The sequence below is a fragment of the Trinickia dabaoshanensis genome, from assembly GCF_002879885.1.
Taxonomy (GTDB): Bacteria; Pseudomonadota; Gammaproteobacteria; order Burkholderiales; family Burkholderiaceae; genus Trinickia; species Trinickia dabaoshanensis.
The window spans coordinates 71,848-92,058 of the sequence record NZ_PNYA01000030.1 but is presented as its reverse complement, the minus strand read 5'-3'; the positions used below and the strand labels follow the sequence as shown (position 1 = coordinate 92,058).

The following is a 20,211-nucleotide window of genomic DNA, read 5'->3' as shown; positions in this document are numbered from 1 at the left end:
TCGGAATCGGTCGCAGAGAATTCGATGCAGGCGCTGGCCTTTGCGGAAGGTATCGTGTCGGAAGTAAACGCGATTGTTGTTGTCCTCGACAGAGCCGGCAGGATACATCGATTCAATAAAAAGGCGGAGGAGTACACAAACTGCAAGGAGGAGAATGTTATTGGGGAAATTGCGCAAGCGTTGTTCATGGCGCCGGACGAGGGGAAAAGGTCGAAAGACAATATATCGAGATTTTTTGAGGAAGGGCGCCCTTGGGATGTAAAGCGAGTAATCCAAACCGTAAGCGGCGCGCGTTCATTTATTTTTAGAAACAGATTTCTTCGCCCAATCCACGAAGACAAACCAGAATTGATCGTATGCTCGGGTGTGGAAGTCAAGCTTCCAGATTCGGCGAACGAAACCGAACATGGCGAGGAGCCAAGCGCCGTGCTAACTGAAAGCCATGCTGCGGACGTCATGCGAAAAATCATGGACTGGGGAGCGCTGGTCAATGGTGCGCGAGCATTGCTCACTTCCAGCGACGGTGTGCCCGAGCCAGATGCACTCGAGGATGCGAAGCGCCTCGCTGCGTGGGCAGTCCGAGACGCTCATCGCTTGTACGACGAGATCGATGCACGGCTAGTGAGCGCCCGCATACGAAAATAGCGATGCTTAACCGCGATCGTCGTTGTCTTCCGCGGTACGTTTGGCACGAGCCGCCTTCGCAGCATGAGGCGGCTTGCCTGTTCGTCGGGCAGCGACCAAACCTTCGACGAACAAACGGGTAATTTCGAGCTCCTCCTGAGTGAGGGACTCAAGCCATTCAGGCGCCGGCGAGCCACCTGTCATCGGGCCACGATCAAGCGCGAGCCAAACAGGATTAACACCGTAGAGAAGAGCAAGCGCAACGGTGAAGGCCGAGCCGGCTCCGGTTTGCTCAAGCTCCGCTAAATTGCTGGCGGATATGCCGACCTGCTCTGCGACTTGACGTTGAGTTAACCCCTTCCGTCGCCGAGCAAGAAAAAGGCGCTCTCCGAACGGGGTGCGCTCCCGCCCATCATCCGAGTTCTTAGTCTTTTCCATTGAGGCTGGTAGCGCCGATAGTTCGGAATTCCGAGCAAAAATATTTGACTATGATCGGAATTCCGTTATTATTGGTCGGACGAAAACCGTGCGGCACCCATCGGTTGCCGGCACGCGCTCGAAGCATCGCGTGACGTTCTGCCGGTAGGTCGGCAGGGCGCTCTATCCGACACGTTTGGAAGATCACCGCGCAGAAAGTGTCTGGTGAAGTAAAGATGGATGTCCTGATAGCAAAGATCTAGGCAGGAGTGGTCGACGCTGGTGGTGGAACACCAACCTCGACCTGACCATTACGAAGCATTGTTGAGGAAGTCCGAAATGGCTGCTTACATTGTAGCTTGGTCCCGTTGCGCGACCAAGATGCTGCTGCACGGGCTCGTCGCGGTAGGCGCGCTTCTCGCGTCCGCGTCGCCTGCACACGCCGACGGCTGGGGCTGTCAGGTCATGTTGTGTTTGTCAGATCCCCGTGGACCTGAAACCGAGCGCGCATGCGTTCCTCCAATCGAAAAGCTTTGGGACGCACTCTCGCACGGCCATCCTTTCCCAACCTGCGATGTGATGAAAAGCTGGAATTCGCTTCCCAACGATATCCGCAACGCGATTCCTGCCGACGTATTGAAATCGGTACAGTCGACGACCATCAGTGGCGGTAACGCCGGCGCCAGCGGCTCGTACTGCCCGTACGACCTCATGTATTACGACTCGCGCAACGGTCCGGCGTGCCGTGCGCGCAGCGTCATCCAGGTCAAGGTCGACGGCCAAACCTTCACCCGCGTCTGGTGGGGAATATCGGGTGGCCTCATTGGCGGATCCAGCTCACAAACCGAATATTTCGGCGCAGGTTCAAGCACGCCTTTTTACGATCCCGCACAAAGCGCAAAGCGGTGGGTCGACGATTTCGAGAGTAACTGTAACGAGACAAACGATGCAGCGTGCCTCTCCTTCGGCAACGGAAGCAATCACTAACTGATCTTGGTTCGTCGGTTTGACCTGTCGGATATGAGGACAAACAAATTAGGACTCCTAAGGACGCGGTGAGGATGTCGATGTGGTCGATGGCTTAAACGAAGGCCAATCTATGAAGAAGCTATTCATGAAGGTCCGGCGGACATACGGGGGAACCGTACCTTCCAAGCGAAAACTGTCGGTTTGACTCAGACGTCCCCTTGGACCACGAGCACTTGCCCGTGGACGACGGCAAAAAATAGGAGGCAACGGTGGAGCAGACAATTGTCAATGCGATCGTTTTCGGCGGAATTGTATTCGTATGGGGCGTCGCGTTGGTAGCTGCCGCACGGAGCCGCGGATGAAGCATGCACTCTTGATCTTGAGGCGTGCCCTTACGCCGCGCAGCGTTCTGGTGATGGCGGGGACGATGGCGCTCCAGTACGTCTGGTTGTCGTCGGTAGTGGGCCGTTTCCCGGCGTTCGATGCGCGGGTGACGCCACATGTGCCGAGTCTCGATTCGATTGAGACCGCAGTGTGCGTGGTGTTCGTCGGCGGCCAGATTCCCGTGATCATCGCGGGCATCATCGATGGCTTTCTCCAGTGGCTGCGTCCGGGAAGGTGGCGTTCATGATGCCCATCGACTTTGCGACGCTCGCGCAGCAGTGCTCGCCCGGCGTCCATCCGAGCACGCTGCAAGCGCTGGTGCGCACCGAGTCGGGCTTTAACCCGTACGCGATCGGTGTGGTGGGTGGCCGCCTGGTGCATCAGCCGAGCACGCAAGCGGAGGCGCAGGCCACGATCCGCGCGCTCGAGGCAGGCGGATGGAACTACAGCATGGGCTTGGCGCAGGTGAACCGCGTCAATCTCCGCGCCTATGGGCTGACGCCCGATACCGCGTTTGACCCGTGCGCAAACCTGAGCGCAGGCGGCGCAATCCTGTCCGGTTGCTATGCCCGGGCTTCGGCTACTGGCCTCGCGGCACAACAGGCGGTGCGGGCCGCGCTGAGTTGCTACTACAGCGGTAATTTCACGCGCGGCTTCAAGCCCGACGCGGGAGGCACGAGCTATGTGCAGCGCGTGGTCGCAAATGCCGAGTCGCTGCCGGCCTCGTCCGTCACTGTTCCGGCAATCCAAGTCATTCCTGATGGTGCGCCTACTGCGCGACGTGCGTCGATGCGCCCGACACGGCGCAAGTCGTTACCCGCGCGGCGGCCGTTTGATTCCGAATCGGCTGACACGCGGTCAGCCAATCACCCGGCCTGGGACGTCCTGGGCGATTTCTAACGGCAGTTTCCATATTGAGGGCCTCACGCATGAAACGTCTCGCAAAAAAGCTCGCCGCGCACGTGGCGGCCATTCCGGCACCCTTGTTGTCTCGGCTGTTGCCAGCATTGAGCGCTATTGCTCCGGCCATCGCGCACGCGACTGGCGGCCTCGACCAAGCTCAAACGGGACTATCGAATTTCGAGATTGGTCTATTTGCGTGCGCAGGCATCGTTGCAATCATCTATTTGATCTTCGAATTCGTCCAAGTGTTTGGCAACCGGAAGACCTGGATCGACATGGGCGAAGCGGTCCTCAAGGTGATTGCCGCGGGGGCTGCCGTCGTGTTGGCGACGTGGGCCTGGAATGTGTACGGCGGATGAACGCAGATAAGTAGCCATGTCCAGGGACGAACGCACGCTTTACCCCTCGTTTGAAGGGTTAAATCGCACCGCGATGGTGTGGGGCATTCCAATGCTACCCGGCATGTTGGTGGTCGGTGTGTCGCTCGTCGCGGGCCTGATCGCGGGTATGGTGCTCGGACCCGGCGGCTTGCTACTGGCACTCGCGGGCGTGCCGGTGCTGATGTTCTTCAAGTTTCAGTGTGTCACAGACGACCAGGCGCTGCGCATCATGGGCTTCGAATTCATGTGCTGGGTGATGCGATTTCGTTGTCGCCTTTTCGGCAAGGGACTCACGCTCTCGCCGATGCGCTATGGACGCGGCAAGAAGCAGTTAATTCGCAGTTTCCAGGCGACTGACGACCGGGCGCTGTTCGAAGCGTTCGTGCTCAAGCTGATGCAAGAAGACCTCATGGAGAAACAATGTGTCCAAGAACCCGAAACGCAACAGGAAGCGTGACCAGCGGTGGGACGCCGCGCCGATGCTCCCTCGCGCTCGCATCTTCGCACCGGTCGACGTGCCATCCGGGCCGGCTGGCCAAGCGCGTGACCAGGTACACACGATGGTCTTGTCTTCCGGCGCGACGAGCGAACTTGGCACGAGTAAAACCGTGCTTATGCCGTCCCACACCGCAGTAGTTGATCCGACGGCTAAGGGTGCAACCGCAGGGTATGACGCTTTTTGCCTGACCGACACCGAGTGTGCGGCGATTCTTCGCAACGCCACCTTCCGTTTCGCACTAAAGAACCGCAAGCCATGATTTTCAGCGACCTAATCAATCTGCCCGCGATTGAGGATTATTTGCCGGCCATCGGTCGGCCCGTGTCGCGCCGTGTCACTAGTTTCGGTGACGATGGCGCGACCCTAACCGTGCGGCTCATGGGCGTGCCGTTCGAGTCGGTCAACCGGCGCGAGATCGAGATCCGCTACGACGCGCTCAATCGCTTCTTCGCGGCAATGGCTAAGGAGAAAGGCAACCGGCTCGCGCTGTGGACCAGCTTCCGGCACCGGAAAATAGAGTTCGGCCAAACCTACGAGTTTCGGTCCTCGTTTATGCGCGGCTACAGCGCTAAATATCTAGCGCAGTTCCGGGACCAGGACTACTTCGAAAGCTTATTTCATCTAACGGCCGTACTGCGCGGCGACGATCTGCGCGAGACGGTCAAGGAGCTCGAGGAACTGGGCGACGCCATCTTGAAGACACTGGCCGGCTACGATCCGGAGCCGCTCGGCGTGTTCATCCGTAACAGTGTGCTGTTTTCCGAGCCGTTCCAATTCATCGCCGAATTGATCAATGGCGTAGACGAGCCGATTCCGGTGACCCAAGTCACGGGGCGGGAACTGATCGGCTCGTCGTGGTTGCATTTTCACTACGACACGGTCGAGATTCGTACCAATGATCGAACGCGTTTCGCGTCGTGCTACGACCTGAAAGACTATCCGAAAGCTGGCTGGGGGCAGTTGAACGAGCTGCTGAAGCTGCCGGTTGAGTTCACGTTGACGCAGTCGTTCGGCTGCCTGACGACGTCGGAGGCGCTCAAGGCAATAGAGGACAAAGAGAATGAGCTTCTGTCGGCTCAAGACAGAGCGACGCATCAACTGGGGGAACTCAAGGACGCAAAGGCATTCATCGCAGGAGGAGACCTCGCCTTTGGCGACTATCACGGTGCATTGGTGGTGTATGGGGAGACGCCGGAGAGAGCGATCGCAAACGGCACGACGGTGACGAGCAAGTCGCTTAACGAGTGCGGTTTGCGCTGGGTGAAAGCGACGGCGTCGATGCCGTTCACCTATATGAGCCAAGTGCCGGGCTATCGCTACAAGCCTAGGCCCATGCCAAAGTCGACGCGAAATCTCGCCTCGACGTTCACGATGCACAACTATTCGACCGGAAAAGCGAAGGGCAATCCGATCGGCGACGGCTCGGCACTTCTACCGCTGAAGACAGTCGCAAAGAGTTTGTACAACATGAACCTGCACGCGTCTCGTCGCGATGAGGACAACACGGGCGAGAAGATCGCCGGCCACACGCTCTTGCTCGGCGCGACGGGGACAGGCAAGACAGTGCTGCAACTAACGTTGCTGGGTTTTCTCGAGCGGTTCGATCCGAAGATTTTCGCGCTGGATCTAGATCGCGGGATGCAGATTTTCATCGAGGAGCTGGGCGGCTTGTATTTTCCGCTCGTCGCCGGCGAGCCGACCGGTATCGCTCCGTTCGCCCTACCGGATACGACTCGCAATCGCGAACACGTGTACGACCTGGTAGGTGTCTGCGGCCGCGACGAGTATGGCCGCCTGAGCTCTCAAGAAATGGCACAGATCAAGCATGCGGTTGACACCGTGTTTGCAATCGAACGGATTGAGGACAGGGTCTTTAGCCGCCTACTCGAATCGATTCCGGATCAAGGAGGCAATAGCCTCGCGACACGCCTCTCGCACTGGTGTTACTCCCGGGGGGGGCGTTTCGCTTGGGCACTCGACAACGTCCCGAACCGGATGATCGACGTCGCAAAACAGCGGCGCATCGGCTTCGATGTGACGGATTTTCTTAAGAAGGACTATCCGCCCACGGAGCCTGTGTTGGGACACCTGCTGTACTTGAAGGATCAGATGCAGGCGCACGGGGGGCTTCTTGCGACGATCGTCGAGGAGTTTTGGCTGCCGGCGTCGTATCCGACGACCGCCGGCATGATTCTCAAGACGCTGAAGACGGGCCGCAAAGCCGAGGAATTCATGGTCCTCGTATCGCAGTCGCCGGAAGACGCCATTAACAGTCCCGTGTTTGCCGCGATCCGTGATCAAACGGCCACCAAGATCTATCTGCCGAATCCGGAGGCATCGCGCGAGAGCTATCAGAAGTTGAACCTGACCGATCGCGAACTCGACAAGCTGCTGGCGCTCGAGAAGGAGTCGCGCACGTTCCTCATCAAGCAAAGCAACCAGTCGGCGTTCGCGACGCTCGATCTGCATGGATTCTCGGACGAAATTGCCGTGCTGTCGGGCAGTTTGGACAATGTTGCGATCTGGGAGGAGGTCAAGCGTGAGGCCGGCAGCGATCCTGAGCGCCGCATGGCGCTCTTCCAGGCGCGCCGCAAGGGCAGGAAGAACAAGAAAGCAGTGCCGACGCGCGAGGCGATGGCATGACAGCTCTGCTCGAGCGCCCGCTGTCGAAACCGGAGCTTGATCGTCGAGCAGCCCGCTTCGAGTGGGCTAAGTGGGTCCGGCTAGCCTGCGCGCTTACGTCAGTGCTGCTCGGCCTCGCGATGGTCGGGTGGTCGCTTGGTGCGGGCGACACCGCTCCGGCCGACCCGAGGACGCGAACCGGACTCGAAATCCTCGGCTTCGCCCTGATGGTAGTCGCGAGCGTCTATCTGAAGTTTGTGTGGGTGCGTGTCTGGCTGGTTCGCGGCAATCCCTATCGCCCGCTGACGCAAGAGGACGAACCGGTGCGGGCCCTATTGATGGAGCGAATGCGTAACGACGCGTTGGCGCTGGCCTATTGCCAGTGCGTGCAGGACGAGCCGCGCCCGTTGACGCGGTACGACCTGGAGATTTTGCGAGCGTATTGGGGTTTGGAGTTCTATCAAAGGAGGAGGTGATGAAGAGAGAAAACCGTGGGGCCTGGAAGATCGCGATTTCGGTGGTCTGCATGGCGGTAGCGAGCAGTGCGCTGGCACAGATCCCGGTGGTCGGCGGCTCAAGCAATCTCGATATGGCGATTAAGCAAGCCAACGCAGTGGGCGCCGAAGTGAAGGTGGCCCAGTTCGAGCAGACACGCACACCCGCCCCGGGAGACACAGCGAACGCCGCGATTCTCGGCGAGTTGACCCGAATCGACCTGCGACTGACGCAGTTGCTGCAGCTCGAGCAGGAGCAATACGCGCGGTCGGCCAAACAGTGACGCAAAACCGCAACGAGGGAGCGACCATGAAAACTCTTCGAAAAATCCTGGCCACGGGTGCGCTAGCGGTGGTGCTGTCAACTGAAGCGCAGGCCCAAGGCATTCCTGTCATTGATGCGTCGACGCTTGCTCAAGCGATCATGACCGTCCAACAACTGAAGCAGGAATACTCCACGATCAGCGACCAATACAACTCACTGACCGGCAACCGCGGCCTTGGACAGATTTTCGATAACCCGTCGCTGCGCAACTATCTGCCGGACGATTGGCAGTCAGTCTATGACTCTGTGAACCGCGGTCAATTGAACGGCATCAGCGGAATGGCGAAAAGCATCGAGCAGGCCGAGGGGGGAGACGCGTTCACGCCAGGTCAAGTGCGCCTGAATCAGACCCTTGCGGCCAATAAAGCGATGACGATGCGCGCCTACGACGGCGTGCTCGATAGGCTAAACAACATCAAGGCGTTGATGCAGCAGACCGACATGACGCAGGATCCTGCAGCGAAGGCGGATCTGCAAAACCGCTGGTCGGCCGAAGTCGCCAACATCAACAACGAGAAGATTCGGCTGGACCTAATGGCGCGCCTGCAGGACGCAGAGAAAGAATACGCAGAGCGCCAGCAAGAGCAAGAATTCAAGAACCAGTTGCTTGGCCGCAGCTCGGACCAGTAATCAGCACGTACTTTCTCGGACGGAGCGCTCGACATGGCAGCCGGCGACATTCAAGTAACGATCTTTACCGACATGTTCAACATGTTTGACCAGACCGTGCTGGACACGATCAACAGTGGGTCGGCGCGCATCATCTCACTGGTGAGCCCGCTAGCCGCGGCCGGCTTCGGGATCTACGTTATTTTGGTGATGATGTCTTATCTGCGTGGACATAACGACCAGCCGGTCGTGGATTTTGCGATGAAGATGGTCGGATGGTCGGTGGTGATCTCGCTCGGGATGAACGTCGGATTGTATAGCGAGTATGTGGTGCCATTCTTCAATGGCTTGGGCGACGCGCTCGGCAACGCGATCATTGGCAACATGACCGGGACGACGGCGTTGGACACATTGGCATCGGCCTACATCAACGGTGCAGATCAGGTCTATAACAACGCGCAAGGCATAGCACCTACCTTGGCCGCGCTCGCGGTCATCTTAATCACGTTCTTGTTCGGGTTTCCGTTTCTCGCGATCGCGGCCGCCTACATCATATTGTCGAAGTTCGCATTGGGGCTGCTTCTTGCGCTGGGCCCAGTCTTCGTGATCTGCCGGCTGTTCCCAGCGACCGCTCGGTTCTTTGAGAGCTGGGTCAGTCAATGTTTGAACTACGGATTCCTGGTCGCGCTCTATGCGGCTGCGATGGCGGTAGAAGTAAAGTTCGCAAACTCCCAGATCAGCAAACAGCTCAACGTCTCCGCGTCCAGTATGTCAGGGCCTTCGTTTTCCTGGACGGGTCTGGCGACGCTCGCGCTGATGGACATAGCGTTCATCGTGATCGCGCTGAATTTGCCGTCCCTTGCATCCCAGCTTGCGGGCGGTATCGGCATTTCGTCGATGACGGGCAGTATTGCAAGGGCTTCCCGCTTGCTCAGCCAACTCGCGAAAGCTGGTCGGGGTGGGGTGGCCGCCCCTCGTAGTGGCGGCTCGGTGAGCCAAGCGTAATTTTTCAATTCGAACCTGAGAGGGCCCCACAGATGAAGAAGTGGCTAGCAGTCTTACTTACCGTCAGCGTGTTGGCGGCATGTAACAAGAACGACGGGAAGGAATATCTCGGTGTCTGGAAAAAAGTGCGCGGCAGAGGTCCAGACGTGGTGACGGTGCAACGCAATGGCGACCAGTTCATTGTGAGCAACGGTGGCTTTTTCCCCGGGAAGCACCCGGCTGAATTGAAAAACGACGCCTTGGTTATCCACTGGGACGAAATGAGCGCTGATCTGTTCGTTATCGATAAGAAGACCGGCCATCTCGTTGGTGGTGCCATGGAACTGGCCCGATAGCGGCTGGATAGTCAGCCAGTGTGAGAAGGCGGCATGGTTCGATCCGGGCCGCGCCGCCAAGCAAGCGAGGAAGACAGCATGAACCGCATCATATTTCTGTTGCTCGCAGCGGCGGTACTGAACGGATGTTCGGCGCCGAAGTCGCCAGAACCGAAGGGCGAGTGGATGCCGGTCAACCGGGTGCCCGCGCAATCAGGGAATGCGCAATGAAATTCAATCTCTTAAACCGCATGGCAACGCCAGCACCCGCACCGGCGCCGGCGCTAGGGACCATGGCGGCAGCCGATGACGCACCCACCCGTAAAGCGCAGGCATACGCCCAGGCGCGCACGACGACCGATTGGTATCTGGAGCAAGCCCTTGAGTTCGAGCGTTCAAAGCAACAAGAACGCATCGACAGCAGGGAGCTCGCGTGGAAAATTTCGCGCGTGTCCACCGCGATCGGTGTTGGCTGCTTAATTGGGTCCATCTGTTTAGTACTCCTAAAGAGACCCAGCCCTCCTGTATTGATTCGAACGAACGACACCACCGGAGTGACGGATGTGATCGACGTCGCCCGCAGCGGCAGTGTGTCGTTCGGCGAGATGCAGGATCGAGCGGACCTGCGCCACTATGTCGAGATGCGCGAGTCGTACGACTGGGAGACGATCCAAGATATGTACGATGCTGTGAGCTTGATGAGCGGGCCACGCGAGCGTGAGCGCTATCAGGCGCTCTACAACCTGCCGAACGCTCCGCAAAAGGCGCTTAAGGATCAGTTCCGCATTATTGCGCGAGGTGGTCCCGTCATGTTCGTTGGTAGCACCGCGCAGGTGTTCTTCTCGAAGAAGCTGATTTCGGTGAATCCGACTGTGCCACCCAAGACTGAGTACTGGGTCGCGACGGTTGCTTATACACACGACAACATTCCAGAGAAGCGCTCGGAGCTCGAAATCGACCCGACTGGCTTTCGAGTCATGAGTTACACGGTCGATCGTGATTGGACGCGCTCATCGGACAACGGTGCGGGCACGCCCACGGTGTCGACGCCAACGGCGGCCGCGTCGACGCGAAGTGACGGAGGCACCCAATGAACGCAAGACTATTCGGCCTCGCGGCAGCTATCGTGGGCGTGATGGGCAGTACGGGGGCATTGGGGCAGGTAACGCCAGGGGTATGCGGAAGCGACGAGCACATACGCTGTGCTGTGTTCGATCAGAACGAAACGTACAAGGTGCTGTACCGTCCGGGCAACGCAACGGTCGTTCAACTGGAAGCCGGGGAAGTGATCGACGGCCCAGCGTCCGGATTGGGCGTGGGCGATCACGAGGCGTGGACAGTGGGCTCAAAAGCCAATTGGGCGATTTTCAAGCCCAAGGCGAAACAGGCTCAGACCAATTTCGTGATCGTCACGGCGAAGCGCCGGTACATCCTGGATCTAGAACGCGCGAGGCCGGGTGAAACGCCGACCTGGTCGCTGACGTTCGTCTACCCGGACACGCTGGCGCTGCTCGCCGCAAAGACGCGAGGGAAGGAAGTGCGAGCGCAGGCGATGCTGCGCGCAAGCGCATCGCAGTCCGCACACCGAAACGAAAACTACGAAATGCAGGGCGACACGATCCTCGCGCCGACGGCGCTGTGGGATGACGGGCGCTTCACGTATTTCGAGTTCGGCACCAGCCGCGACATTCCCGCGATCTACCGGAAGCTGCCGGATGGCCGCGAAGCCATGGTCAATGGCCACATGGACGGGGACACGTGGGTGGTGCATGACACGGCCGCTCATTTCGTGTTGCGCCTGGGGCAGTCTGTGCTCGGTATCCGCAATAACCGATACACGCCCGACGGCGAACTCAATCCGCTCGGAACCACAGTGCCGGGAGAAGTGCGCTTGCTCAAAAATGGAGAGAGCGATGAGCAATGACAGCATGCGGGGCGACGCTCGCGCCATGACCGACCAGGCGTCGCTCGCCACGAACAGCGTAGGTGCTGGCGCGTCTGCGTCAGCACCATCATCCCCCCAGGGTGTCGGCGAGCGGGGTATTCCCGGCTTCGGTCGGCCGCGCGGCAAGAATAACGCGATGCGGCTGATCATCGTGGCCGGACTCGTGGTCGGGCTGGTCTTCGCTGCACTGGGCGTTGGCATCTTCGTCAAGCGTTGGACGGACGATCGCAAGGAGGCGCGCGAAGCGGAGCGCAACGCTCCGAAGCCCTCGTCGACGATGGGGCACAACTTCGATCGCGATAAAGAGAAGCTCGCGCGCGATCGCGCCAAGGCGGCGCAATTGGAGGCGGCATCTGCAGCGGCGGCGGCCGAAGCGAATAGGCTCGCCACGCCCGCCGGCGCGGAATCACAGCCGACGGCCCAAGCAAGCCAACCCGGGCCGGCGGGCCGGGGTGCTGTATCAAGCGGCAAAGCGCCGGTCACGGCGGCAGAGCGAAAGCTTGAAGGTGACGTGCTAGTCGACCTGAAGGGCAACGGAGCCGAAGGGCAGCGGGGAAGCCGCGGTGACGCGGGTGCGGCCAGGCTGGCCGAGTCTGCGAGGGCCTCCGACGGCCTGGACGGCAGCTTGGCACCGTCAAGGCTCGCCAGTGTGAAGGCGGGTAAGCCGCTGAATCTGGACATGCTCTTGATCCGCGGCACCACGATCCCGTGCGCGCAGGAGCCCATGATTGTCACGACGTATCCGGGAATGATCGGATGTACGGTCACGAAAGATGTCTATTCCGCTAACGGAAAAGTGCTGCTCGTCGAGCGCGGCACGCAGGTGACGGGCGAACAGCGCAAGGCGCTGCTCCAGGGGCAGGCGCGGATCTTCGTCGTCTGGACACGCCTGGTCACGCCGAACGGCGTGCCAGCCGATCTGGATTCGCCAGGTGCGGACGCTTTGGGCGCAAGCGGTCTCGAGGCGTATGTCGACACGCACTTCTGGGACCGCTTCGGCGGTGCCGTCATGCTCAGCCTTATCAACGATGCGGGCCAATCGATCTCGAGTCTTTCGTCGGGCGGCGGCAGCGGCAACAACCGGATTCAGTTCAACAGCACGACGACCGCCGGCGAGAACCTGGCGTCCGAGACGCTGAAAAACACGATCAACATTCCGCCGACCGCCTATTCGAATCAGGGTTCCGCACTCACGATTTATGTGGCGCGCGACGTTGACTTTGGAGATGTGTATGAGCTCGCCCATCCTTGAGCAATACGACGCCAGTGTGACCGCGCGCAGCCTGCTATCGCGGGTCGGCATCACGGACCTGACGAAACTGCCAGGGGTGACGGAGGTTGCAGTCAACCGGCCGTTTGAAGCTTGGACCGAAAGCAGCGCGGGCTGGAAGCGGCATGAGCTGCCGGAGGCATCTCTCGATCTGCTCACGAAGTATGCTCACGCGCTGACGATCTACAACAAGGCGGTGCCCGCGCTGGGCGTCGACGACCCGGAGAAGCCTGTCGTCCTGCCCGACGGTGAGCGCGGCCAGATCGTGATCCCTCCGATGTGCGAGCCCGGTACGGTGTCGATGACTATCCGCATACCGAGTGCGCGCCGCTTTACGGTGCGTCAGCTTGCGCAGAGCGGGCATCTTTCGGACTTTCGCGTAGTGACAGATCGGTCAGCGGCCGACGATAGACCGTCGTCGGCGCCCTTGCAGACGCCCGGCCTTGAGATGGCCGGCTTCGAGCACGTCGAACCGATGCTGGCCGCACCGGCGGTTGTGACGCTCGCCCGGTTCGAACTCGAGATGCTGGAGGCGCTGCGCGATCGTGATATCGAGCGCTTTCTGACGCTCGCGACGAAAAATCGCCTGAACATCGTGCTGGTAGGCGGCACGGGCTCGGGCAAGACTACGCTGATGAAGGGATTGGCCGATCTGGTTCCGTGTCATGAGCGCATTGCGACGATCGAGGATACGCACGAAGTACCTCTGCCGATGCAGCCCAATCACGTGCATCTGTTCTACAGCGACCGGATTCCAGCGCGGCGCGCGGTCAAGGCCACCTTGCGAATGAAATTCGATCGCGTCTATTTGGCCGAGTTGCGCGGCGACGAGACGTGGGACTACCTGCGCTTGCTGAACACCGGGCAGCCTGGTGGTATCACGACGATTCACGCCAACGATGCGATTTCGGCGCTCACGCAAGTGGCCACGCTGGTCAAGCAAAGCCCGGTCGGCCAGACGCTGGACTGGGACTTCCTGATGCAACTGGTCAAGACCACGGTCGATATCGTGCTGTTCATGGAACGCGGCACGCGCCGTCTGACGCAGGTGTACTACGACCCGGTGACGAAGTGGAAGCTGCTGCGGGGGCTGGTATGAGTGATCGGCCGAACGATTCCGTGGCTTTGGAGGGCGCCCTGTGCGCACAATGGCGTGTCTTTGGCCTGCGGGCGCGTGCGGCCGCAGATCGCTTGGCGGAACGGATACCCGCCTTGTGTGACGCGACCGGTGCGCTGCCCACACAGGAGATCTTGGCGCAGGTATTGGGAGTGAGCCGCGCCCTGTTGCGCGAAGCGGTGAGCCGACTCGTCGCCCGCGGGGTCGTCGACGTTCGCACAAAGGTGGGCTCCCGTGTCGTTGACGAGCGGCAGTGGCAGCTCGTCGATCGTCACGTCGTCGGTTGGCGCCTGGCGCGCGCGACGGATCCTGACTTTCTGGCAAACATCACGGAAATTCGTCGGGTGCTTGAGCCTCTTGCGGCGGCCGACGCCGCGCAACATGCGAGCCCTGAGCAACGTGCGCGGATCACGTTTGCCAGTGCGATGCGTCTATCTGCAACCTCGCTGGCCGATTACGCTATCGCGCGTCGGCAACTGCACGTGGCGCTGTTGGCCGCAAGTCCCAATCAGTTTCTGCAGCAACTAACCTGCCTCGTGCCGCCGCTCGATTCCGGGTTGGATCCGACTGCACCCGCGCCGGCCATTTCGGAGGCGGAGCGTCGGGCTTTGGTGCAGCTCGAGGCAGCGATTCGTGATGCGGATGCTGTTGTCGCTCGCGAAGGCATCGAGCGATTGAACAAGTGGGATTTGCCAAATGCGGGAGGGCAGGTCGATGCGTGACGTTCAAGGTGGCACCGCAAAAGGCCGTGTAAGGGCGTACAGCGAAACGAGCCGGCTCGCGGTCATCGACGTGCCGATCAGAGACTTGGTCGACGCGATGAACGTGGGTGGCATCGTCGAAACGCGCTCGAGCTGCGCCGGCCATCGCTGGCCCCTTCTTGCCGCCTTGCAGGCGCCGTTCGTCATGTTCAAGGCTGATTGCCGGTACGCATCGAGGCTGTCCGCAGCGATCCATAAAGATTGGTGCGCGGCCATTCACTACCTGCACTACGACTGGGACATTACCGCACGGTTCGACGACGTCGGCGAATTCATATTCGTGCTTGAGTGTCGGAGCCGGCGATTCCGACGCAGTCGGCTCGAGCGGGATTTCCAGACTTTGAAGTCGTGGGCGGAGGAGATCTTTCGATCCGGTGACCGGCCCGACACCTTTGCGGCGATTTTGTCAGCGGCCCAGGGCAAGCAAGGAGCGGCATGATGAGAAAGCGGTTGCTTGTTGCGGGCTCGCTTAGCCTCCTGCCGGGTCCAGCGGCGTACTACGCCCTGCGTCTCTTTCACTTGGACGCGATTGCCGATCCAGTTGAGATCATCGCCGTATTTGGCCTGATCGCTCTCCTGTGCGCGCTATGGGGCACATGCGCTAGCGCTGTGCTACTCAAGACCGCGACGGTCTTCGATCGCGTCGTCGCACTCGGTCTATTGGCGCTCGTGGTGCTCGCCGGGTTCGCCTTGGCCGGTCAATACTCAGGAGCGGCTGTCTTCGCGAAACTTGAGAAGCTGCCGAGCTCGGCGATCGGGTTCTGGACGCTCCATGACTATTGGCGGGCTTTCGGTGAAGTGAAAGCCGTGAAGCGTTCCCTGCAGGTAGGCACGGCCGTTTCGATCCTCGTGCCGATCCTGCCGATCGCGGCTGTCGTCGCGGCGCTGGTGGTCAAGCCGAAGCGCGACCTGCACGGGGATGCGCGGTTCGCCCATAGCTACGAGATTCGCCACTATGGGCTGCTTGATGAGGCAAGCGGGCGATTGCGCCGCAAAGACGGCTACCGCGATCCGACGATCATCGTTGGCAAGTACAAGAATCAGTACCTGACGTTCCGCGGAACTGAGTTCGTGATGGTTGCCGCAGAGACACGCTCGTTCAAGGGCGTGGCCATCGTTATCCCGAATCTGCTCACCTTCTCGGATTCGGTGGTTGTGCTCGACGTGAAGGGCGAAAACTTCGATCTGACTTCGCGTTTCCGGCAGTCGTTCGGACAGCAGGTATTTCGCTGGGCACCTTTTGACCAGAAGGGTTTCACGCATCGCTGGAATCCCCTCCACAAGATCGCGAAGAGCCCGGCGTTCGTGCGCGTTGGCCGCCTGCAGGCGATAGCGGCCCGGCTTTACCACACCGCCGACAACCGCAACAAGTTCTTCTATGAACAGGCGAGCGACCTGTTCATGGGCCTAGCCTTGTACCTGATGGAAATGACGGGTGACTGCACCTTTGGACAGGTGCTTCGGCTCGCGACGACGCCCGACAAGAAGGTGCGCGAACACCTAACCGAACTGATGCAGCACGAGCCGCACCAGGGCGTGCCGCTCTCGGGCGACTGTTTGGGGGCGCTCTCGCGCGTGCTCGCGTCACCCGACGAAACGATGCTGAACATCGTGGCGACGTTCAATGCCGGCCTGCGCTTGTTCAGCAATCCGATCGTCGACCAGGCGACGAGCGCGTGTGACTTCGAGCTTGACCGCGTGCGTCGAGAGCTGATGTCGATCTATGTGGTGCTGCCAGTGCGCGAACTTGCAGTCGCGAGTCTGCTGGGCAACCTGTTCTACACGCAATGGATCGAGGACAACCTCGACGCGCTGCCAGGCGAGGATCCGACCATCCGGTATCAGTGCCTTGGTGTGGGGGACGAGTTCACGGCGCTCGGCCGCATTGAAGTGCTCGATAAGGGCAACGCCTTCATTGCTGGCTATTGGCTGCGCCTACTGACAATCGTGCAGTCGAAGGCGCAGATGGAGCCGAACGAACTCTACGGTCCGGCAGGTGCGCGAACGTTGGTCACGAACCATGCGGTGCTGGTCGCCTATCCGCCGCGCAATCAGCAAGACGCGAAAGAGCTGTCCGAGACGCTGGGCACATTCACCGAGAAGGCGACTTCGCGTAGCCGTAACCACGGACGCAACAAGTCGACCGGCACCAACACATCGGACCAAGGGCGCGCCCTGATGTTCGACCAAGAGCTCAAGCGCATGGACCGTCGCCAAGAGATCGTCCTAGGCTTCCAGCGTCCGATCCTGTGCGAGAAGGCGATTTATTTCGAGGACGATTTGTTCATCGACCGGATGCGCTCCGTCAGTCCAATGCTGGCTGCAATCGACAAGCGTTTGCCCACTGAAGAGGAAATCAAAGCCGCCTGGCGGGCCGGAGAGCTGCGCGCGACGGCTATCCCAACGCACAACCCCGAGACATACCACGCGGCGTTGTCGGCGAAGGCCGCTGGCGAGATTCGGCTTGCGCGTCAGGCGGGCGCAAAGCGCTTGACCGCGGCCGAGCTGCTCGCGCTCGACCAGCGCACGCCGGGACCGCTGGCGACCGAGATGGCGCTTTCCGGGTTGGAGGCTGATCTGGCCGAGCTTGGCGTGTCGATGCGCGAGGACGTGAGGGAGATGCTCGCCGGCATTCGATTCGATTTCAACGCGGCAGGGGCGGAAGCCGTTGCCGATTCCCTGGTCGAGCCGGGCGACGCGCCGGCGGACGACGGACTAATGGAGGCGCTGCATGGCTGACGAAAACAAATCGAAGCGCAAACGGACATATCTGGACGTGCCGTTCAAAGAGCGCGACGCAGCGCAGGCGCTGGGAGCATTGAGCGATCGACGCACGAAACGATTGTTTGTGCCCGGCGGTACCGACGTCGCCGCGTTTGCGAAGTGGCTGCCGAAGCAAGATCCTCAGCAAGCCAAGCCGTCGGCAGATGCACAGCGCGTCCGCAATGCGCCGAGAGCCGCCGAGCGGGAGGCACTGTTAGGCAGCGACGATGATTTTGAGCGTGAGGCAGTCCGGTTGAGTGAATTGATGGGGCAACCTATCGAGCAGTCTCGGGAGTTCGTGCGCGACAGGGTACGTGCGGCTGAGGAAGCCGCGGCATTGGAAACCCGTGATCGCTTCCTGCGTACAGTCTCCGCGTTCGAGGTGGTGGACAAAGTACAGGAGGCAGTTCGTCAAGCGAGGCACCAGTTTTTCGCGGAACGGCAGCATTTGTATGAGCCGAGCACGACCGGTGACAGCGTGGAGCAGGCTCCAGCCGCGGATGCACAAGCGAAATTGGACGATGCGGCGCTGGGCCGCCGGTACCGAGAAGCGATTCAATCGATCGCGGCAAGCGCTACGCTGCGCGGCGATGAGGTGAGCCGTACGCTGGCGCTCGACCAGCGACTGGAGACGATCCACCGCGACGCGTGGCGAAAGTCGGGCGACGCGGCCGACGGTGATCGGGCGATCGGCGAGCAGATTCGCACCCGTTCGGGCTTTGCTGCCGAGCACCTGCCGCCGCAGGCCATCGAGGCGCTGAACAAGCTGCATACCGAGGCGGATCTGAGCCCGATTGAAGTCGAGGCGCGCACGCTCTCAGTCGATCTGACAGATGCAGACTTGCCGGACGATGCGCCAGTGACCGATTCGGTGTCGGTTGCACCAACGCATCAGCATCGCCATCGCGAGCCGGATCCTGTCGCCAGCGCCGTGACGTTCGCGGACGTTGCCGATGCGTTCGAACTGGAAGAGGCAAGAAGGGCTCAGGAGCCCAGTGACGGTGCCGACCAAGCGCTGGCCGACGAAGATCGCAACGTCATATTGGCCGATCTCTCCCCGGCACAGTCTTCCGAACCGGACACAAAGCCAGACGAGAAGCCGGCCGTGCAGGCAAATGCGGATGCTGTGACTTTTGCCGACGTCGGCGAAGCTGCGGCGATCGACGATGCGATGCGCCGGCGAGGACTCACGGAGAATGCTGCGCCAGGTGTGAGCCATGGCGTCGATGCGTCAACTGTCAAAGCCGGCGCGGCAAATGAAGCGGTGGCCCAGCCCGGCAAAGCCGCCAACGATCAATCCGACGCGCCCGTGCTGGACGGCTCTCCTGGCCCGGCGATTCGAGACCACAATTCGCCCGCGCAAAACGAGGCGGACGCGAAGAACCCCGCGAACGAACCGACGCGGCCGGTGCTCGATACCGTGTCGGAACAGGATTTGAAGCGCTTGGGCACGCTGCGCGCCGGCGATCGCGCGGCTGCCGAAGCGCTGTTACGCGAGCAAAACAAGCCGATGCCGAAGGTCGATGCGCCTGCCGAGGGGCCGGCCGATGCGAGCGCTGCTGGCGACAACCAGATTGATGTCGATCCGGCGTCGCGCAAGCCGATCGTGAAGAAAGACGGCTACGACGTGCCGACGCAGGTTGCGTCACGCTACATGGTCAAAGAAGGGCGGTTCTGGAAGCTCGACGGCACAGAATTCAAGCCAAGTACGGCGCCGACCACGAAGCCCCATTTCGAGGATGTCGGTGCGCGCCTGAAAACCCAGCAAAACGATCGAGCCACGATCGCGGACATGCTGGCGATCGCGGAGGCGAAGAACTGGGATTCAATCGTCGTGCGCGGCGACGAGACATTCCGCCGAAATGCGTGGATCGAGGCTTCGCTCTCGGGCGCAGACATGAGCCGTTTTAAGGGCTTCAAACCAAAGGAAAGCGACGAGGCATTGCTCGAGGTCGCCAAGCGTGAACGTGCTGCATTGACCATCAAGGCCGGGAAGTCGCCCGAGACGTCGGCGGAGCAAAAGCAGGAGTTGACGGCCAATATGCCGGAGGCTGTAGGGGCGAGAGCAGCGAAGCCCGATGCAAAGGCGGCACCGGCCAATCCCTCAACGTCAGGCACATCTGCGGACTCGGCGGCCGATCCAACGGCGAAGCCAGTAGACGCGTTGTCGGGCGAGTTGCTCGAGCACGGAGCCGCGCGGTATCAGCACAAAGCAGATGCGTCATATTCGTACTTCGTGCGGTATCGGGTCAGTGCCGGCGATGAGCAGACGGTCTGGGGTGTCGATCTCAAGCGGGCAATGAGCGAATCCGGGGCGAAAGTCGGCGATACCGTTTCGCTCAAAAACCTTGGAGAAACGCCGGTCACGGTGGACGAGCCCGTGCGGGACGCGAGCGGCAAGGTGATTGGCACACAACCCAAAGAGGCGATCCGCAATACCTGGGAAGTCCAGCGCGTCGCTCGGCCAGAACCGGAACCGGCACAGGCCAAGCCCGAGCGCATGCCGTTGACCGTCGAGCAGATGCGCGAGCAGCTCGCCAGAACCATCGAAAAATTGCCGGCTCGCACGCGAACCGAGTTGCTCAATCGTTTCGACGCGCGAATACAGGCCGGGACGGAGATCGAGGCACGCATATCGCGGGGCGAGTTGAGCCGTGACGCGGGCGCGGCCGAGATAGACAAGCGTGCAGCCGAACTACACGCGGCGTGGACGGCACCGAAGGCGGCACCGAAATCGAGCCCGTCTAACACCCCGCAAGCCGAGCAGCAGCCGACGCGTGGCCCGATGCCGAATCTGATGTAAGCGGCGC

23 protein-coding genes are annotated in these 20,211 nt (G+C 60.7%); 22 read left to right on the top strand and 1 reads right to left on the bottom strand.

Annotated features, from left to right (window positions below; genetic code table 11):
* Nucleotides 1–645 (top strand): PAS domain S-box protein (locus C0Z18_RS26765; protein ID WP_233217506.1); only part of this gene is annotated, 645 nt, incomplete at its 5' end.
* A 6-nt stretch (nt 646–651) separates the two neighbouring features.
* Here C0Z18_RS26765 and C0Z18_RS26760 read toward each other — a convergent pair.
* Nucleotides 652–1,062: a helix-turn-helix domain-containing protein gene (locus C0Z18_RS26760; protein ID WP_102648455.1), complete on the bottom strand. Its 411-nt coding sequence runs from the start codon at nt 1,060–1,062 to the stop codon at nt 652–654.
* Between the two features lie 318 nt (nt 1,063–1,380).
* On the opposite strand from C0Z18_RS26760, the gene C0Z18_RS26755 reads away from it, so the two are divergent.
* The 21 genes from C0Z18_RS26755 to C0Z18_RS26665 all read left to right on the top strand — a co-directional run bounded on the left by C0Z18_RS26755 (nt 1,381) and on the right by C0Z18_RS26665 (nt 20,204).
* Nucleotides 1,381–2,028: a hypothetical protein gene (locus C0Z18_RS26755; RefSeq protein WP_102648454.1), complete on the top strand. Its 648-nt coding sequence runs from the start codon at nt 1,381–1,383 to the stop codon at nt 2,026–2,028.
* Nucleotides 2,029–2,368: 340 nt separating this feature from the next.
* Entirely contained in the window at nt 2,369–2,641 is a 273-nt protein-coding gene (locus C0Z18_RS26750) for a hypothetical protein (RefSeq protein WP_146014107.1), read from the top strand.
* On the top strand, nt 2,638–3,294 hold the full coding sequence (locus C0Z18_RS26745; RefSeq protein WP_102648463.1) for a lytic transglycosylase domain-containing protein: 657 nt from the start codon (nt 2,638–2,640) through the stop codon (nt 3,292–3,294). Before C0Z18_RS26750 ends, C0Z18_RS26745 begins: the two co-directional genes overlap by 4 nt.
* Nucleotides 3,295–3,323: 29 nt before the next feature.
* Nucleotides 3,324–3,656, top strand: coding sequence for a hypothetical protein (locus tag C0Z18_RS26740; protein WP_102648452.1), 333 nt, complete (start codon nt 3,324–3,326; stop codon nt 3,654–3,656).
* A gap of 16 nt (nt 3,657–3,672) precedes the next feature.
* On the top strand, nt 3,673–4,134 hold the full coding sequence (locus tag C0Z18_RS26735) for a VirB3 family type IV secretion system protein (protein ID WP_102648451.1): 462 nt from the start codon (nt 3,673–3,675) through the stop codon (nt 4,132–4,134).
* Nucleotides 4,100–4,435, top strand: a complete 336-nt coding sequence (locus C0Z18_RS33310) for a hypothetical protein (protein ID WP_146014106.1) — start codon at nt 4,100–4,102, stop codon at nt 4,433–4,435. The genes C0Z18_RS26735 and C0Z18_RS33310 overlap by 35 nt, the downstream gene beginning before the upstream one ends.
* Entirely contained in the window at nt 4,432–6,819 is a 2,388-nt protein-coding gene (locus C0Z18_RS26730) for a VirB4 family type IV secretion/conjugal transfer ATPase (protein WP_102648450.1), read from the top strand. The genes C0Z18_RS33310 and C0Z18_RS26730 overlap by 4 nt, the downstream gene beginning before the upstream one ends.
* Complete coding sequence (locus tag C0Z18_RS26725; protein ID WP_102648449.1) at nt 6,816–7,274, top strand: hypothetical protein; 459 nt, start codon at nt 6,816–6,818, stop codon at nt 7,272–7,274. Before C0Z18_RS26730 ends, C0Z18_RS26725 begins: the two co-directional genes overlap by 4 nt.
* The gene (locus C0Z18_RS26720) at nt 7,274–7,576 is read left to right on the top strand and encodes a hypothetical protein (protein ID WP_102648448.1); all 303 of its coding nucleotides are present in this window, start codon (nt 7,274–7,276) and stop codon (nt 7,574–7,576) included. The genes C0Z18_RS26725 and C0Z18_RS26720 overlap by 1 nt, the downstream gene beginning before the upstream one ends.
* A gap of 26 nt (nt 7,577–7,602) precedes the next feature.
* The gene (locus C0Z18_RS26715; protein ID WP_102648462.1) at nt 7,603–8,247 is read left to right on the top strand and encodes a type IV secretion system protein; all 645 of its coding nucleotides are present in this window, start codon (nt 7,603–7,605) and stop codon (nt 8,245–8,247) included.
* Between the two features lie 33 nt (nt 8,248–8,280).
* Nucleotides 8,281–9,231, top strand: a complete 951-nt coding sequence (locus tag C0Z18_RS26710) for a type IV secretion system protein (protein ID WP_102648447.1) — start codon at nt 8,281–8,283, stop codon at nt 9,229–9,231.
* A 32-nt stretch (nt 9,232–9,263) separates the two neighbouring features.
* Complete coding sequence (locus C0Z18_RS26705) at nt 9,264–9,566, top strand: hypothetical protein (RefSeq protein WP_102648446.1); 303 nt, start codon at nt 9,264–9,266, stop codon at nt 9,564–9,566.
* A 78-nt stretch (nt 9,567–9,644) separates the two neighbouring features.
* Complete coding sequence (locus C0Z18_RS33040; RefSeq protein ID WP_158244298.1) at nt 9,645–9,776, top strand: membrane lipoprotein lipid attachment site-containing protein; 132 nt, start codon at nt 9,645–9,647, stop codon at nt 9,774–9,776.
* Complete coding sequence (locus C0Z18_RS26700) at nt 9,773–10,639, top strand: virB8 family protein (RefSeq protein WP_158244297.1); 867 nt, start codon at nt 9,773–9,775, stop codon at nt 10,637–10,639. Before C0Z18_RS33040 ends, C0Z18_RS26700 begins: the two co-directional genes overlap by 4 nt.
* The gene (locus C0Z18_RS26695) at nt 10,636–11,469 is read left to right on the top strand and encodes a TrbG/VirB9 family P-type conjugative transfer protein (RefSeq protein ID WP_102648444.1); all 834 of its coding nucleotides are present in this window, start codon (nt 10,636–10,638) and stop codon (nt 11,467–11,469) included. Before C0Z18_RS26700 ends, C0Z18_RS26695 begins: the two co-directional genes overlap by 4 nt.
* The gene (gene virB10, locus C0Z18_RS26690; RefSeq protein ID WP_233217505.1) at nt 11,459–12,742 is read left to right on the top strand and encodes a type IV secretion system protein VirB10; all 1,284 of its coding nucleotides are present in this window, start codon (nt 11,459–11,461) and stop codon (nt 12,740–12,742) included. The genes C0Z18_RS26695 and virB10 overlap by 11 nt, the downstream gene beginning before the upstream one ends.
* Nucleotides 12,723–13,859, top strand: coding sequence for an ATPase, T2SS/T4P/T4SS family (locus C0Z18_RS26685; RefSeq protein ID WP_199189561.1), 1,137 nt, complete (start codon nt 12,723–12,725; stop codon nt 13,857–13,859). Before virB10 ends, C0Z18_RS26685 begins: the two co-directional genes overlap by 20 nt.
* Nucleotides 13,856–14,599 (top strand): FadR/GntR family transcriptional regulator, encoded by a 744-nt coding sequence (locus C0Z18_RS26680; protein ID WP_102648443.1) that lies wholly within the window; start codon nt 13,856–13,858, stop codon nt 14,597–14,599. The genes C0Z18_RS26685 and C0Z18_RS26680 overlap by 4 nt, the downstream gene beginning before the upstream one ends.
* Nucleotides 14,592–15,077: a hypothetical protein gene (locus C0Z18_RS26675; protein ID WP_146014105.1), complete on the top strand. Its 486-nt coding sequence runs from the start codon at nt 14,592–14,594 to the stop codon at nt 15,075–15,077. The genes C0Z18_RS26680 and C0Z18_RS26675 overlap by 8 nt, the downstream gene beginning before the upstream one ends.
* Nucleotides 15,074–17,377 (top strand): type IV secretory system conjugative DNA transfer family protein, encoded by a 2,304-nt coding sequence (locus tag C0Z18_RS26670; protein ID WP_233217504.1) that lies wholly within the window; start codon nt 15,074–15,076, stop codon nt 17,375–17,377. Before C0Z18_RS26675 ends, C0Z18_RS26670 begins: the two co-directional genes overlap by 4 nt.
* A complete protein-coding gene (locus C0Z18_RS26665) occupies nt 17,370–20,204 on the top strand; it encodes an LPD7 domain-containing protein (protein WP_102648441.1) in 2,835 nt (944 codons plus the stop codon). Before C0Z18_RS26670 ends, C0Z18_RS26665 begins: the two co-directional genes overlap by 8 nt.
* Nucleotides 20,205–20,211 lie beyond the last annotated feature (7 nt).

Bases quoted from the DNA above. Each gene is read 5' to 3' on its own strand.
- virB10 (WP_233217505.1), top strand. From the start codon at position 11,459: ATGAGCAATGACAGCATGCGGGGCGACGCTCGCGCCATGACCGACCAG.
- C0Z18_RS26695 (WP_102648444.1), top strand. From the start codon at position 10,636: ATGAACGCAAGACTATTCGGCCTCGCGGCAGCTATCGTGGGCGTGATG.
- C0Z18_RS26685 (WP_199189561.1), top strand. From the start codon at position 12,723: ATGAGCTCGCCCATCCTTGAGCAATACGACGCCAGTGTGACCGCGCGC.
- C0Z18_RS26750 (WP_146014107.1), top strand. From the start codon at position 2,369: ATGAAGCATGCACTCTTGATCTTGAGGCGTGCCCTTACGCCGCGCAGC.
- C0Z18_RS26715 (WP_102648462.1), top strand. From the start codon at position 7,603: ATGAAAACTCTTCGAAAAATCCTGGCCACGGGTGCGCTAGCGGTGGTG.
- C0Z18_RS26745 (WP_102648463.1), top strand. From the start codon at position 2,638: ATGATGCCCATCGACTTTGCGACGCTCGCGCAGCAGTGCTCGCCCGGC.
- C0Z18_RS26760 (WP_102648455.1), bottom strand. From the start codon at position 1,062: ATGGAAAAGACTAAGAACTCGGATGATGGGCGGGAGCGCACCCCGTTC.
- C0Z18_RS26720 (WP_102648448.1), top strand. From the start codon at position 7,274: ATGAAGAGAGAAAACCGTGGGGCCTGGAAGATCGCGATTTCGGTGGTC.
- C0Z18_RS26740 (WP_102648452.1), top strand. From the start codon at position 3,324: ATGAAACGTCTCGCAAAAAAGCTCGCCGCGCACGTGGCGGCCATTCCG.
- C0Z18_RS26730 (WP_102648450.1), top strand. From the start codon at position 4,432: ATGATTTTCAGCGACCTAATCAATCTGCCCGCGATTGAGGATTATTTG.
- C0Z18_RS26735 (WP_102648451.1), top strand. From the start codon at position 3,673: ATGTCCAGGGACGAACGCACGCTTTACCCCTCGTTTGAAGGGTTAAAT.
- C0Z18_RS26700 (WP_158244297.1), top strand. From the start codon at position 9,773: ATGAAATTCAATCTCTTAAACCGCATGGCAACGCCAGCACCCGCACCG.
- C0Z18_RS26665 (WP_102648441.1), top strand. From the start codon at position 17,370: ATGGCTGACGAAAACAAATCGAAGCGCAAACGGACATATCTGGACGTG.
- C0Z18_RS26705 (WP_102648446.1), top strand. From the start codon at position 9,264: ATGAAGAAGTGGCTAGCAGTCTTACTTACCGTCAGCGTGTTGGCGGCA.
- C0Z18_RS26725 (WP_102648449.1), top strand. From the start codon at position 6,816: ATGACAGCTCTGCTCGAGCGCCCGCTGTCGAAACCGGAGCTTGATCGT.
- C0Z18_RS26670 (WP_233217504.1), top strand. From the start codon at position 15,074: ATGATGAGAAAGCGGTTGCTTGTTGCGGGCTCGCTTAGCCTCCTGCCG.
- C0Z18_RS26680 (WP_102648443.1), top strand. From the start codon at position 13,856: ATGAGTGATCGGCCGAACGATTCCGTGGCTTTGGAGGGCGCCCTGTGC.
- C0Z18_RS26710 (WP_102648447.1), top strand. From the start codon at position 8,281: ATGGCAGCCGGCGACATTCAAGTAACGATCTTTACCGACATGTTCAAC.
- C0Z18_RS26675 (WP_146014105.1), top strand. From the start codon at position 14,592: ATGCGTGACGTTCAAGGTGGCACCGCAAAAGGCCGTGTAAGGGCGTAC.
- C0Z18_RS26755 (WP_102648454.1), top strand. From the start codon at position 1,381: ATGGCTGCTTACATTGTAGCTTGGTCCCGTTGCGCGACCAAGATGCTG.
- C0Z18_RS33040 (WP_158244298.1), top strand. From the start codon at position 9,645: ATGAACCGCATCATATTTCTGTTGCTCGCAGCGGCGGTACTGAACGGA.